This is a genomic window from Lysinibacillus sp. 10T31, from assembly GCF_056394365.1.
Genome location: NZ_JBFTHS010000003.1, coordinates 111,318 through 126,383, shown reverse-complemented (window position 1 = coordinate 126,383; position 15,066 = coordinate 111,318). Strand labels below are relative to the sequence as shown.

The window sequence follows — 15,066 nt, the reverse complement described above, 5'->3', positions numbered from 1 at the left end:
CCTAGTCAAGTGAAAACAAGGAGGAAACATTCATGAACAAATTAAGTGGACATCACCATATATCAATGCTAACAAAAAACGGCAAACGTAATAATGATTTTTATACAAAAATTCTCGGCTTACGTCGTGTAAAGAAATCAGTAAACCAAGATTCGCCTTCCATGTATCACTTGTTTTATGGAGACTTAACAGGAGCAGCAGGTACAGAATTAACATTTTTTGAAATGCCTGTAGCAGGACGGACAGTTCGAGGAACAAATGCCATTACACGTATCGGACTACTAGTGCCTAGCTATGACAGTCTGCACTATTGGAAAAATCGTTTTCAAGAATTAGAGGTTGAACATAGTGAAATTACAACTTATGCAGGGAAAGATGCATTGTTTTTTGAGGATCATGAAGGGTTACGAATGGTACTTTTAAACAATCATGATCACGCAACACCAGCTCATTGGCACCCATGGGACGGCTCTAATATCCCTGCAGAACATCGCATTTTAGGGATGGGTACAGTTGAAATAACAGTGCGCTACTTGCAACGGACAGTAAACTTATTAAAAGAATTATTTAACTACACAGCTGTAGCAGAAAGTGAAAAAGAAGCAGTCTTGCAATCTATCCCTGGTGAAGTGCTTGGAGAAATCGTCGTTCAAGAACTAGAAGGGCCAAGTGAGAAACCAGGTCGTGGTAGTGTTCATCATCTTGCACTACGTGTCGGAACAGTGGAGGAATTGCAACAGTGGGATGTCAAAATTAAGGAGCAAGGCTTTGATAGTACTGGCATTGTGGATCGTTATTATTTCCAAAGTCTTTATTTTAGAGACCGTAATGGAATTTTATTTGAAATGGCAACAGATGGCCCAGGGTTTACAGTTGATTCGACAATAGAGGATCTTGGAAAAGAACTTGATCTTCCACCATTTTTAGAAGAAAGACGTGCAGAAATCGAAGCTATTTTAGAACCACTAGATTAAGGAGAGGTTTAATCATGGAAAAATACCGCATTGATCAATCAAAAGGCATCGAATTTGGCCTGTATTCATTAGGGGATCATATTCCAAATCCATTAACAGGTGAACGTATTTCAGCTCAGCAACGAATCCAAGAGCTAGTTGAAGTAAGTCAGCTTGCAGAACAAGCAGGTATTGATGTATTTGGTGTGGGTGAGAGTCACCAATCGTATTTTACTACACAGGCACACACGGTTCTTTTAGGAGCGATCGCACAAGCTACATCAAAAATTAAATTAACAAGCTCTGCAACGGTACTAAGTGTCTCTGATCCGGTACGTGTATATGAAGATTTTGCAACGATTGATTTAATTTCAGATGGCCGTGCAGAAATAGTCGCTGGGCGTGGCTCTCGAGTTGGTGCATATCAATTACTAGGCGTTGATTTAAAGGATTACGAAGAAATTTTTGAAGAAAAATTAGAGTTACTGAAAAAAATAAATGACAACGAACTGGTCACTTGGGAAGGACAATTCCGTGCGCCACTTCACAATGCGCAAATTTTACCACAGCCTAAAAATGGCTCGTTGCCAATTTGGCGTGCTGTCGGTGGACCACCTGCTAGTGCCATAAAAGCAGGCTATATGGGCATTCCGATGATGTTAACGACTTTAGGTGGTCCTGCAGTTAACTTTAAGCCATCAGTAGATGCCTACAGAGAAGCAGCAGAGAGAAGTGGCTTTGATCCGCAAGAGTTACCGATTGCTACAACTAGCCTTTTCTATGTTGCTGATACGACACAAGAGGCACTAGAAGGGATGTACCCACATTTAAATGGTGGATTCCAAGCAATTCGGGGCGCCGGTTATCCAAAGCAACAATTTGCGGAAGCACCAGATACACGAGACGCCTTAATGGTCGGCAGTAAGGAACAAATTATTGAAAAATTACTATATCAATACGAGCTCTATGGCATGCAACGATTTATGGCACAAATTGATTTTGGCGGCGTGCCATTCGATAAATTAATGAAAAATATCGAAATTATAGGGAACGATATTTTACCTGCGATCAAAAAATATACAGCGAAATAATTTGCCTGGTGTCGCTGTTGGATTCAGAGCATGATGTCAAATAAGCGTCAATTATTGGAACCCCTCACTTACTTTTATTGTAGATTAGTAGGTGAGGGGGTATTTCTAGTGATTTATTGAAGTAACCAAAGTTAGGTGATTGTTAAGCGAAGGTTTGAATCTTTCTATACAAGGAACGAACACTAATACCTAAATCATCAGCTACTTTTTGCTTGCCAGAACGATCAGAGCCATACTCATTTAACTTTTGAAGAATCAGTTCTTTCTCTGCTTGTTTCAATGAATTAGCAGGATTTTGTTGAGATTTATGTTGAGCGCTTTCTAAAATATAAGGTGGCAAGCTAGCCATTGAAAGCTCCATCGAGTTCTCCATAATCATGCTGTATTCAATAACATTTTCTAACTCTCTTATATTCCCAGGCCAATGATAACTTTGAAGCAGTTCAAAGTAGGTAGAGTTATAGCTTTGGATAAATTTACCGGTACGATTCTGAAGCTTGTCCATTAAAGTATTCACTAAATCGTGCAAATCTTCTTTTCGATTCCTTAACGGAGGAAGGGAAAGAGGAATAACATTTAAACGATAATATAAATCCGCACGAAATTCCCCCTTTTTCACTAATTCCTCTAATGGACGATTGGTTGCTGCGATTATTCTAATATTTACTTTTTTAAAGTTTGTACTTCCGACTCGTCTTATAATGCCATCTTGCAGTGTCATTAATAGTTTAGCTTGGAGATGGATAGGCAACTCGGTAATTTCATCTAAAAACAATGTCCCTTTATCAGCTAATTCGAAATAACCTAGTTTCCCTTTTTTACGTGCACCAGTAAATGATCCTTCTTCATAGCCAAATAATTCACTTTCAAACAATGACTCTGGAATACTCGCACAGTTAATTTCAATAAATTCTCCTTTTTGCACCAAGCTATGCTCATGAATGTATTTTGCCAATAGACTTTTGCCTGTCCCTGTCTCCCCAGTTAATAAAATTGACGAAGCACTATTTCTAATATTTTTTAATGTCGTGTGAATGTGTGAGAAATTATCTCCAAGTATATAAGGGATTGCTTTAAGTGTTTGTTTTTTTAGTGGTTGGTAATGCCCATAGCTTTTTTGTAAATCAATCAGTACATCTCCTAATTTAGTTAACCAGTATTGATAGGTACTTTGTTGACTCAGTAATTGTGTTTCCCCTTCAGACGTAAAACTAACAAAATTAAGATAACCGTAGTGATTTTCATCTTGAATAAGATTTTTTAATATTTCAACTTTCGAAGGACAGTTATTTTGAAAATGGCAACCTTTACACATACTCATATGTCCAGGTTTTTTAACATCAATAAATGATTCGGCTTTATATTTTTGAAAGTATGGAAGGTGTACTTTTATGCCTTTTTTTTCTTTATAAGCGGTTGTAGCTACGAGTAGCTCACCTTCTGAACTAAAAAAAGCAATGTCAACCATTAATAATTGAGAAAAAGTTTCAATTATTTTTGAAATAGTGTTATAGAATGTCAAAAATAATCCCCCCTTTACGTATTGAAAATCATTTTAAGTCTGAATGTTCAGAAATGTCAATGTTTTGACGATATTGACAATTGTTGGACCTACAGAAGTAACGGAAGCCTAGAAATGCTGATGAAAGAAATTGGCATGGTTTTTGCTTATATAGTTAGTAACAAACAGAAAGGGGAATGAAATGAATAATCACTATTTTAAATTACATGACAAGGTTGCAGTTATAACTGGAGGAGCATCTGGAATAGGCTTTGCATCAGCCAAACGCTTAGCTGAAGTCGGAGCGAAGGTAGTGTTACTAGATATTGATGAAGAAAAGGGGAATGTTGCTGCATCCAAATTACAAATGGAAGGATATCAAGCTTGGTTTGTTAAATGTGATGTAACAAATGCAAGAGATTGCGAGACAGCAGCAAATTATATCAAAGAGCAATTTCAAAATGTGGATGTGTTATTTAACAATGCAGGCATCATTCGGCGTAAAACGGTTGTGGAATTAACTGAGAGTGAATGGGATGCAGTTATAAATGTGTCATTGAAAGGCGCTTTTTTACTATCTAAATATATGATTCCACTGATGAGTGAAAGTGGTGGTGGCAGTATTATCAATACTGGCTCAGGTTGGGGACTAAAAGGTGGAGATAAGGCGGCCTCTTACTGTGCAGCAAAAGCTGGAGTAGTGAATTTAACGAAGGCAATGGCTATTGATCATGGACACCAAAATATTCGTGTGAATTGCATTTGCCCAGGCGACACCGATACACCTCTTTTAAGAGGTGAAGCAGAACAATTAAATGTAGAAGAACGTGCGTTTTTGAAGGATTCAGCCATTAATCGCCCCCTTGCGCGACTAGGTACACCAACTGATATTGCCAATGGTGTATTATTCCTTGCGAGTGAATTATCTAGTTGGGTTACAGGAACAACGTTGACCGTAGATGGCGGAGGATTAGCATAAATAAAAATTTTAGGAGGTTATTGAATGACTAAAAAAGTCCATCCATATATCCCAAATATGGTATCAGAAGTAAAACAAAAAATGTTAGAAGAAATCGGTGTAAATTCGATAGAAAATCTATTTGAATGTATTCCTAAAGAACTTCGGTATCAAGATGATTTGAATATTCCAAAGGCATTAACAGAATATGAGTTACGACGTCATATTGAAGGTTTATTAAATAAGAATATAAGTTCAACTGAATACTTAAATTTCTTGGGAGCTGGATGTTCGCAACATTTTGTACCTGCAGTGTGTGATGAAGTAAATCAACGGTCTGAGTTTTTGACAGCATATGCAGGCGAACCCTATGAAGATCATGGTCGCTTTCAAGCTCTTTTTGAATATCAAAGTTTGATGGCTGAGTTAGTAGATATGGATGTTGTAAGTGTGCCAACATTTGATTGGGGTCAAGCTGCTTCGACGGCTATTCGAATGGCTAGTCGTATTACCAAAAGAAATAAAGTGTTACTTGCGAATACTGTATCACCAGAAAGAAGAAAAATTATAACAAACTATGGTACTCCTCAATTGTCGTTTAGTGGGGTGGCGTTTGATATTAATACGGGATTATTAGATTTGGAAGATTTAAAAAGTAAATTATCCGATGAAGTGGCTGCCATTTATTTTGAAAATCCATCTTATTTAGGATGTATAGAAACGCAAGGACAAGAAATCTTTAAATTGGCTAAAGAACTCGGTGTATTAATTGTCGTTGGGGTAGACCCCATTTCGTTAGGTGTTTTAGCACCGCCAAGTCACTATGGTGCTGATATTGTATGTGGGGATTTACAACCCCTAGGCATGCATATGAATTATAGTGGCGGTCAAGCAGGGTTCATTGCTACAAAAGATGATGAAATTTTTATTAATGAATATCCTTCAAGATTATTTGGGATTGTCCCTACAAAAAAAGAAGGAGAGTATGGCTTTGGTGATGTAGCGTATGAACGAACATCCTTTGCTTTACGAGAAAAAGGAAAGGAATCAGTCGGTACACAGACGGCTTTATGGGGCATTACTGCCGGTGTATATCTTTCTTTGTTAGGACCTGACGGGATGTATGAAGTAGGACAAACAATTATGCAAAATAGTCAATATGCCGTGAAACAGTTAAACCAGATTGAGGGAGTAAATGGATCGCGTATTGTTTCTCCATTCTTTAAAGAATTTATTGTTGATTTTAATGATACAGGCTTAACAGTAGCACAAATTAATAAAGAATTATTAACAAGAAACATCTTCGGTGGGAAGAATTTATCAGAGGAATTCCCAGAGTACGGCCAAAGTGCATTATATTGCGTAACTGAAGTTCATACAAAAGAAGATTTAGATTATTTAGTAGCCGCAATTAAGGAAATTGTAGAGCAACAATAAGTGAGAGGAGAGAAGATAACTGTGAAAAAAATAAAAAGATTAGAGTCGAAAGTAGATTTTCATCAAGCGAAATGGAATGAACCCATTATATTTGAATTACATCAAGCTGGTGAAAGAGGGGTAGAAATTCCTTTAGCTTCAGAACAGGTTGTAAAGGCAGTTGGTGATGGCCTCTCTACACTTCCTCACAACATGTTACGTGCTGATAAGGTGAATCTTCCCGAAATAGCGCAAGCTCGTGTGTTACGCCATTATGTTAGATTATCACAAGAAACATTAGGCTCAGATTTCAATGTGGAAATTGGCCAAGGCACATGTACGATGAAATACATTCCTAAAATAAATGAGCTTTTAATTCGAAATCATAAAATAATGGAGTTACATCCATTACAGGATATCAGTACCGTGCAAGGAATGCTTGAAATTATTCATAATTTAGATTTAGCTATGCGAGAAATATCAGGGTTAGACTTTTTTTCATTTCAGCCAAGTGGAGGAACGCAAGCCTTATTTGCGATGGCATCTATCGTACAGAAATATCATGAAGCAAGAGGAGAAGGGGATCAACGTGATGAAATTATTACAACGATTTTTTCACATCCATCGCAAGCTGCTACAGCTGCAGTAAAAGGATATAAAATCATTACCTTGTATCCTGACAAAGATGGCTTCCCGGATATTGATAAATTGAAGGAAGTACTTTCTGAACGGACTGCAGGTTTTGTTGTTGCAAATCCAGAAGATACAGGGATTTATAATTCTAAGATTAAAGAATTTACAAAACTTGTTCATGAAGCAGGTGGTATTTGTTATTACGATCAGGCCAATGCAAATGGCTTATTAGGTATAACAAGAGCAAAAGAAGCTGGATTTGATATGTGCTTTTTCAATTTGCATAAAACATTTGCAGCACCACATATGTGTGGTGGACCAGCGACAGGAGCATTAGGTGTTACGAGAGAGTTAAAAGAATACTTACCTGGTCCAATCGTTGAGAAAAATAAAGAGGGTTATTATTTAAATGATGCTTTGACACATTCTATTGGCAAGGTAAGAGCATTTCATGGCGTAGCACAAACTATTCTACGATCGTATGCTTGGATTAGGTCTTTAGGGCCGTCTGGTTTAAAAGCTGTGGCACAAACTGCTGTGTTAAATAATAACTATCTATATAGCCGTGTTCAGAAAATTCGAGGAGCAAGTGCACCTTATGTAAAAGGGCAACGTTTAGAGCAAGTACGGTATAGTTGGGAGCAGTTGACACAAGAGACAGGTATAACGACAGAAGACGTCCAACGAAGAATGACCGATTTTGGCTTACATTATTGGACAAGTCATCATCCTTATATCGTCCCCGAGCCATTTACACTGGAGCCGACAGAATCTTACTCCAAGGCTGATTTGGATGAATATATTGCGGCTCTCGAGCAAATTTCCAGAGAAGCATATGAAACACCGGAAATTGTTAAGAATGCCCCATATAATAGCACCATCCATCAGCTAGATGAACAAGATTACTTGGATAACCCAGATAAATGGTGCCTTTCGTGGCGTCTCTATCAAAAAAAGACCCAAGAAGTGAATGTCCTGAAATAAATTATTTGTCTAGTTATAAAACTATAGCTATATAGGAGACAGTCGATGAATAAAGATGCATTTTTCGATAGTTTAGCAAATAAAAGAGTAGTAATCACTGGAGCAGCAAGTGGTATTGGGCTAGCTACAGCAAAACGGTTTGTTGCTGAAGGAGCTAAGGTAGTAATTCTAGATATAAATAAGGAAGCCATCCAAGCTACGCTATCAGAAAACCCGGGTATTTTCGCAGGTTTTTCAGTAGATGTTAGCAATGCAGAACAAGTGAATGAGATATTTAATAAAATCGTAGAAAAAATGGAGGGAGTAGATATATTTATTGCGAATGCAGGCATTAGTGTTCGTGCGAATTTTCTAGATATTTCACCAGAGCAGTGGAACAAAGTGATAGATATTAATCTTACTGGCGTGTTCTATACAAGCCAAGCAGCTGCTAAATTAATGATACAACAAAACGCTGGTGTTATCTTGATGACGGCTTCAACTAATGGGATAACAGGTCACCCCTATTATGCTGATTATAACGCTTCAAAGGCAGGAGTCAATCTATTGGCTAAGACGATGGCACTAGAGTTGGCTCCGACGATTCGTGTCAACACAATTTGCCCAGGATATGTCTTAACACCAATGCAAAAGGCTGAGTATACTCCAGAAATGTTAGAGCAAGTAAATGCCGGTATTCCGTTAAAGCGACATGCACTACCAGAAGAAATTGCAGCCCTATATGCATTCTTGGCTTCAGATCAAGCAGCTTATATTACAGGTCAAAATATCTCGATAGATGGTGGAGAACTGGCATAAGTATGGTAATACAAAACCGACAAATGCCTTTTGTGAGGGGAGCTCGGTTTTGTTTTTTTCAAAACAATGATGATCTTGATGAAAACGCTTTCTACATGATTTTCCGTTTCACCGAACAGCATGTTAAGTGGGTTATGTGAAAACAAAAACTATAAGGTAGATGGAGGCGTAAGGATGAAAATTAACTTATTGAAATCTGGATATGTAGTAGCCATATTTATTATAGTGTTAACACTTCTAGGATGCGGACAAAAATCGGACAAACAAGTAGCGACTAGTACAGAATCGAATGGAAATAAAAAGATGCAATTGGTGAACGACGGAAAATTAACATTTGCCATGAGTGGATTATTAAAACCATTAAATTATAAAGAGAATAATAAATTAGTTGGTTTTGATGTTGACATAGGTGAAGAAATTGCTAAGCGTATAGGTCTTGAAGCCAATCCTGTAACCAATCCATGGGAAACGATTCTTCAAGGTTTAAAGGGTCATAAGTACGATGCCATTATCGGGAGTATGACAGCAACAGAGGAGCGTGCAAAACAAGTAGATTTTTCAAATCCATATTATATTTCAGGTGCCCAAATTTTTGTAGGGGAAGATAACACTACTATTCAAGTAAAAGATGATTTAAAAGATAAAACAATTGGTGTAATGCAAGCGAGCACATATGAAGAGGATGCAAAACAATATACATCATCCATCAAACTTTTTTCTAGTGACATTTATGCTTTACAAGATATCCCAACTGGTCGTCTAGATGCAGTGATAACAGATCGTATTGTTGGTTTGTCCATTATGAATGAGACAGGATTAAAGGTAAAAGCTGTAGATGACGTAATCAAAAAAGAAGAAATCGCTGTTGCGGTGAATAAAGGAAATGAAAAACTCCTAGAAGCGATTAATCAAGCTATTGCTGATATGGTTGAAGATGGAACTTACGAAAAAATTAGTATGAAATGGTTTAATGCTAATTTACTAGAAAAATAACTTTCACTATACTTTAACGTTGGAGTGATGTTATGGAATTTATAGAGAAAATACTCTATATATTTGAGAAGCATGGGATTGAATTTTTAAAAGCTGCGTGGATTACGATTGAATTAACTTGTGTGTCCTTAATTATTGCGACAATGATTGGTTTATTATTTGCTTTCTTTAAAGTCTCAAATCTGAAGATTCTAGAAAAAATCGCAGATGTTTATATTTTTATCGTTCGTGGAATGCCTTTAATTGTTCAATTAATGTTCTTATACTATGGGATATCGAGTGTATTTGTCCTTTCAGATTTTACAGCTGGCGCATTGGCGTTAGGAATCCATTCTGGCGCATATATCGCAGAAATCTTTAGAGGTGCCATTCAATCCATTGATCGTGGGCAAGTGGAAGCTTCTCGTTCATTAGGAATGTCATATATGCTACTTATGAGGAGAATTATTTTACCACAGGCATTTAAACGTTCTATACCCTCTTTATGTAACCAGTTTATCATAGGTTTGAAGGACTCTTCTTTAGTCGCCTATATAGCTGTTTCAGAATTGTATAATCATGCATTATCGGCTCAAGCCGCCAACTATATGCCACTTGAAACATATTTCGTAGTGGGTATCTATTATCTGATTCTCGTTTTAATATTTACTCTTATTTTCAAAAAGGTAGAAAGAAAATTAGATGTAGGAAAGAGATGATAAGATGATTAAAATAAAGAATTTACAAAAGTCATTTGGTGATTTACAAGTTTTAAAGAATATTACGTTGGACATTCAATCATCACAAGTGGTTGTATTAATTGGCGCCAGTGGATCGGGAAAAAGTACCTTGCTTAGATGTATGAACTTTTTGGAGGTGAAAGATGCTGGTACAATTGCCATTGATGGAAAGGAGATTAATGCGGAAAAGGATAACTTGAATTTGATAAGGCGAGATATGGGGATGGTCTTTCAACACTTTAATCTATTTCCTCATCTATCCGTTATTCAAAATATTATAGAGGCTCCTGTACAAGTGAAGAAAATCAAAAAAGAAGTGGCGATTGAGCGAGGTCTAGCATTACTTCAAATGGTAGGGTTAGCAGATAAAGTAGATTATTATCCAGATCAATTATCAGGAGGTCAAAAGCAAAGGGTAGCAATTGCTCGTGCTTTAGCTATGGAGCCCAAAATCATGCTTTTTGATGAGCCAACTTCAGCACTCGATCCTGAACTCGTAGGAGAAGTTTTAGAAACGATGAAAAAATTAGCGAAAGAAGGGATGACTATGGTTGTTGTCACCCATGAGATGAGTTTTGCTAAAGAAGTGGCTGATCGTGTAATCATGTTATCTGAAGGAGAAATTATTGAAGATGGTTTGCCGACGGAAATTTTCACCAACCCTAAACACGAAAGAACAGCTAAGTTTTTACAACAAGTTTTATGAGGAATTGATAGACGTGTACTTAGATAATACTGAAAATTCAGAAAGAAGGTTGTGGATGTGTTAAAAAGCTATGAGACAGTCTTAGAGGTAACAAATAACTTAGTACAGGTTGAGAGTGTAGTAAACACTCGGGGTGAAATTGAAATTGCGAATAAATTGTACAAAGAGATTCAAAACCTAGCATACTTCGAAAATAATCCTAGTCAAACTTTCATCTCACAAACACGAAATGATGATATTGAAAGATATAATGTTTTTGCTTTTGTTAAGGGGACCAAAGGTAAATCCAATAAAACCGTTATATTAATGGGGCATATTGATACAGTTGATATTGAAGATTATCATCATTTGAAAAGTAAAGCTTGCTCACCCAATGCATTAAAAGAGGCTTTGAAATGTGAACAGTTACCTGATTTAGTGATGGAACATGTACATTCTGATAACTGGCATTTTGGTCGAGGTGTACTAGACATGAAGAGTGGTGTTGCTAGTCATTTTTATCTGTTGAAGTATTATGCTGAACACCCTGAAGAGCTTAATGGCAACCTTGTGTTTTTCGCAGAATGTGATGAGGAAGATAGTTCGAATGGTGTTTTATCAGGTTTACATGACTTAAAGAGATTGAAACATGAGCAGGGATTTGACTATGTTGCTCTTATCAATTCAGATTTTGTAGCGCCACGTTACGTAGGAGATCCCCATCGCTATATTTATAAGGGGTCTGTCGGGAAACTGTTACCTTCTTTTTTGATTATAGGTGCAGAGACACATGCTGGGTCAAGCTTTGAAGGGTTAGACCCGAATTATTTGGCTGCTGAATTAACTTCCCATATAAGTTATAATCCCATTTTTTGCGATCTATCAAAAGGTGAAGCACCGATGCCACCCGTGTCATTAAAACAAACGGATTTCAAACCAACTTATACCATTCAGACAGCATTATCTACTTATGTATATTACAACTTCTTCATACAGTCGTGGACACCAAGGCAAGTATTATCCTTGCTGAAAGAACAAGCAGGGATTGCATTTGATCAAGCATTATTAAAATTGAAACAACGACATAAAATCTACTGTGAGCTAAGTAACAGTCCGTATGTTGAACTGCCTTGGAAAACGAGAGTCATTTTGTATGAAGAAATGCAACAGCAATTAGTCTCTGAGTACGGTTCAGAATTTACGAAACATATGCAGAAATTTAAAGAAAATTTACTATTAGATGAATCATTAGATGTACGGATGTTTTCAGCTAAAGTAGTAGAAGAGGAATGGAAATGGATGAAAGACAAGAGTCCTGCTATGATTCTTTTCTTTTCCTCATTGTATTCGCCTAGAATAGATTTAGATGATTCAAACAACAAAGAGGCAAATTTAATACATGCATTAGATCAGGCAATTAAAAACGTACAACCATTTTATCAATACCCGATAACAGCCAAAAATTATTTTCCTTATGTATGTGATATGAGTTGTGTGTCTATTAATGATGATGAAAAAGGGATTGAGGCCGTTATGGATAATAATCCAAGTTGGGGCTCGAAACATTTTGTAGATTACGATGCGATAAGAGAGCTAAATATTCCTACTATTAATATAGGGCCATATGGTTATGATGCACATAACCGTTACGAACGTGTTGAACTCGATTATTCGATGAAAATAGTACCCAATATCACAAATGAGGTTATAAAAAACCTAATAAATTAAATGGAGCAGATTGTTTCGCAGTGAAATGATATGGATGAATTAATATAAAAGCTGATTTCCACAATATATAGGGGAATTCAGCTTTTATGCTTTAGAAGTATCGTAAAATCACCGATAAAACATATTGGAGTTTTTTAGAAAAATAATCCTTAATATTGCTTATTTTACTGTAAAGCAATTGAAATTAAGTATCGACCGATGCAAGTTCCCGTCAAGTTATTGCGTGAAATTTAAATACTTTTTTGATTGCTAGGACCACTTGAACCACCGCGCATGACCATCAGGGCGTTCCATTATACGAATAGATTCTATTTCTCCTTGATCAATAAAATCTTGATGCATTTGCATATCAAATAAATTGTTATAACAATGGTAAAGAGGTCGTTCCATGCTGATCTCTTTTAATTGCTCCATTAATTCAAGGCGTAATTCCATTGGGATTTGATTGGCCACATGTGTATGATAAACAACTAACATCGCATCTTGGCTAATATCTTTACTAATCTCTTTTATAAGTTTAATGGCATCTCCTTTTATTAGTTGTAAATCGAGCTCTTTTAAAATCGGGAGTGCTTGATTTAACAAAAGTCTTCGTTCTTCATGCTCTGGCCATATTAATGCTTGGAGCCATTGGAGCTCTTCCTCATTATGAATATCAATAGGATTTAAATCGATGCCAACTCGTTTACAAACAACTGGAGCATTTGTAATGGAAGCTGGAAGCGGTTCTCCACGATTTTCTGAGGACAAAACGAAAGCGCTATTACAATTGTTTATGTGAAGCTGTTGATTATAGCAGTAATTATATTGATCCATTCCAAGTTGGAGCCCTGCACTTGCACCGATTTCTATGAAGGCTAATGGTTTTTGGTGGCGTTTATAAATTTCTGTCATCATCGGATAAAGGTAAGAACAACGACGAATTTCATTAGTCTGAACAAGTTTTTCTTGAAATAAAATCTTCAATTTTTCTGAATGGGATAAGACGAATGCTTTAAAAAAAGGATACACTTCATTTATTGCTTTAGGTGTTGTCGTTAATGATGGATAAAAATTTACTAAATCGTCTTTTGATGATGACAGCAAATACTGAACCCCAGCTAATAATAAATTAGGTACAGGTTGTCCTTGAGGTATAAATGCCGCAACTTTTAGTATTTCATCATCATCGGCAATCTTATTTGCTAAATGTTCATACAGTGGACTTGAGTTTTCACATTCATCTTTTGCAAAAATACGAAATTGTTTACTTAATTTAGCTAACATACAATTCTCCCCTTTGTGTAAAAGTATTCGATCTAATTTTAAGTTTATTATTGTTGGATAATTTAGTAAATTAAATATAGTTAATGAAGTTGATTAAAAACATTAACTTCTTTCAGCGGGTGTTCAAACATCCGCTGAAAGAAGTTAAAGCCTCCGGCGGATGTCACGGAATCGGGAAGGTGTTCTTTGTGCAAACACAAAGCCGATTCCAGACGCAATTATGCCGAGGCATAATTGATTGAAAGGGGTGGGATTTTGGATTATAAATGGATACAGTCTTTTGTAGTAGCAGCTAAATCTTGTAATTTTAGAGTAGCTGCAGAAGAACTACATTTATCACAGCCAAGTATCACTGTTCATATTCATCAATTAGAGCAATTTTTGAATGTTAAATTATTTAAACGTGAAAAAAACCGTGTTCAATTAACGGAGGCAGGGCAGCTTTTTCTCATAGAAGCCCCGCAAATTATCCATCAATGGGATAAAAGTATTGAACGCTTTCAGCTAGCAACAAAGGGGATCGAAGAAAAGCTAATTATTGCAATGACTCCTTTAATGGTGGAAACGATATTGCCCCATGTTATCTATCAGTTTATCAATGAAAATCCTTCTATTGAAATATCCATTCTAGTAGAAGATTCAGCAAAAATTGAGGATTTAATCAATAGTGATAAGGCGCACATTGGTATTTCTTTATTGCCAACTCGTTATCTGCATTGGCACCAAGAGCTTCTTGTTGAGAGCACTCTAGAATTGGTTATTCCTCTGGATGCTTTCGATGATGAGACGGGAGCTTATATTGATTATGAGGAATTATTTCAAACTTACACGTTATTTACACACCATCATCCAACAATTTGGGAGGATTTATTACATAAATTACAGGAGGAATTTGTAGTTACAAAGCAAGTGTCCATATCTCAATCCTATGTGGTGAAGCGCTTAATAAAAGATGGATTAGGCATGTCATTTTTACCACGAATGATTGTGAGAAGAGAGCGCATGGAAGGTCGGTTTAATATCGTTCCCTTCGATGAAATTGCTTTGCCAAGTGTTCCTGTATATCTTTTTTATAAGGATTTAGTAAAAATTCCAGAAGAGCTATTACGTTTATTTCAGACGAGGGATTATTTATAAAATTATAGTCAACTATTTCAACAATTTCTTAGCGAAACTTTATTAATGGTTCATATCAAAAGTAGGGAAGTCGTTTGTAATGGCTGAAGATTATGAAGATGTAAATGTTAACAGAAAAGTTTGAGTAAGCAGTTTATCAGGTGACAAGTGTGATGGATGGTATAGAAGGTACCGGGCATTTCTGCAAAATGAGTTTAATATTGT

The 15,066-nt window shown here is 36.4% G+C and carries 13 protein-coding genes; 11 read left to right on the top strand and 2 right to left on the bottom strand.

All coding sequences use genetic code 11. The annotated features are described in order from the left end of the window. The first annotated feature begins 32 nt into the window (after positions 1 to 32). Positions 33 to 974: a ring-cleaving dioxygenase gene (locus AC1DCY_RS03015; protein ID WP_477347324.1), complete on the top strand. Its 942-nt coding sequence runs from the start codon at positions 33 to 35 to the stop codon at positions 972 to 974. 14 nt (positions 975 to 988) lie between these two features. Continuing rightward, positions 989 to 2,044: an LLM class flavin-dependent oxidoreductase gene (locus tag AC1DCY_RS03010; RefSeq protein ID WP_477347322.1), complete on the top strand. Its 1,056-nt coding sequence runs from the start codon at positions 989 to 991 to the stop codon at positions 2,042 to 2,044. 142 nt (positions 2,045 to 2,186) lie between these two features. Here AC1DCY_RS03010 and AC1DCY_RS03005 read toward each other — a convergent pair whose 3' ends face one another. Next, positions 2,187 to 3,566 carry a sigma-54 interaction domain-containing protein gene (locus AC1DCY_RS03005; RefSeq protein ID WP_477347320.1) on the bottom strand — a complete coding sequence of 460 codons (1,380 nt, stop codon included), beginning with the start codon at positions 3,564 to 3,566 and terminating at the stop codon, positions 2,187 to 2,189. Between the two features lie 181 nt (positions 3,567 to 3,747). On the opposite strand from AC1DCY_RS03005, the gene AC1DCY_RS03000 reads away from it, so the two are divergent. The 8 genes from AC1DCY_RS03000 (at position 3,748) to AC1DCY_RS02965 (ending at position 12,459) form a co-directional block, all read left to right on the top strand. Continuing rightward, on the top strand, positions 3,748 to 4,524 hold the full coding sequence (locus AC1DCY_RS03000) for an SDR family NAD(P)-dependent oxidoreductase (RefSeq protein ID WP_477347318.1): 777 nt from the start codon (positions 3,748 to 3,750) through the stop codon (positions 4,522 to 4,524). Positions 4,525 to 4,548: 24 nt separating this feature from the next. Further along, entirely contained in the window at positions 4,549 to 5,940 is a 1,392-nt protein-coding gene (gene gcvPA / locus AC1DCY_RS02995; protein WP_477347316.1) for an aminomethyl-transferring glycine dehydrogenase subunit GcvPA, read from the top strand. Positions 5,941 to 5,961: 21 nt separating this feature from the next. Further along, the gene (gene gcvPB / locus AC1DCY_RS02990; protein WP_477347314.1) at positions 5,962 to 7,536 is read left to right on the top strand and encodes an aminomethyl-transferring glycine dehydrogenase subunit GcvPB; all 1,575 of its coding nucleotides are present in this window, start codon (positions 5,962 to 5,964) and stop codon (positions 7,534 to 7,536) included. Positions 7,537 to 7,581: 45 nt separating this feature from the next. Further along, entirely contained in the window at positions 7,582 to 8,334 is a 753-nt protein-coding gene (locus tag AC1DCY_RS02985) for an SDR family NAD(P)-dependent oxidoreductase (protein WP_477347312.1), read from the top strand. 174 nt (positions 8,335 to 8,508) lie between these two features. Beyond that, positions 8,509 to 9,327 carry an ABC transporter substrate-binding protein gene (locus tag AC1DCY_RS02980; RefSeq protein WP_477347310.1) on the top strand — a complete coding sequence of 273 codons (819 nt, stop codon included), beginning with the start codon at positions 8,509 to 8,511 and terminating at the stop codon, positions 9,325 to 9,327. Between the two features lie 32 nt (positions 9,328 to 9,359). Further along, on the top strand, positions 9,360 to 10,025 hold the full coding sequence (locus tag AC1DCY_RS02975) for an amino acid ABC transporter permease (protein ID WP_477347308.1): 666 nt from the start codon (positions 9,360 to 9,362) through the stop codon (positions 10,023 to 10,025). A 4-nt stretch (positions 10,026 to 10,029) separates the two neighbouring features. After that, positions 10,030 to 10,752, top strand: a complete 723-nt coding sequence (locus AC1DCY_RS02970) for an amino acid ABC transporter ATP-binding protein (protein ID WP_053483812.1) — start codon at positions 10,030 to 10,032, stop codon at positions 10,750 to 10,752. A gap of 57 nt (positions 10,753 to 10,809) precedes the next feature. Continuing rightward, a complete protein-coding gene (locus tag AC1DCY_RS02965) occupies positions 10,810 to 12,459 on the top strand; it encodes a M20/M25/M40 family metallo-hydrolase (RefSeq protein WP_477347305.1) in 1,650 nt (549 codons plus the stop codon). Between the two features lie 249 nt (positions 12,460 to 12,708). On the opposite strand, the gene AC1DCY_RS02960 is transcribed toward AC1DCY_RS02965, so the two are convergent. After that, positions 12,709 to 13,725: a DUF2332 domain-containing protein gene (locus AC1DCY_RS02960; protein ID WP_477347303.1), complete on the bottom strand. Its 1,017-nt coding sequence runs from the start codon at positions 13,723 to 13,725 to the stop codon at positions 12,709 to 12,711. 255 nt (positions 13,726 to 13,980) lie between these two features. On the opposite strand from AC1DCY_RS02960, the gene AC1DCY_RS02955 reads away from it, so the two are divergent. After that, entirely contained in the window at positions 13,981 to 14,862 is an 882-nt protein-coding gene (locus AC1DCY_RS02955; protein ID WP_477347301.1) for a LysR family transcriptional regulator, read from the top strand. Positions 14,863 to 15,066: the final 204 nt, after the last annotated feature.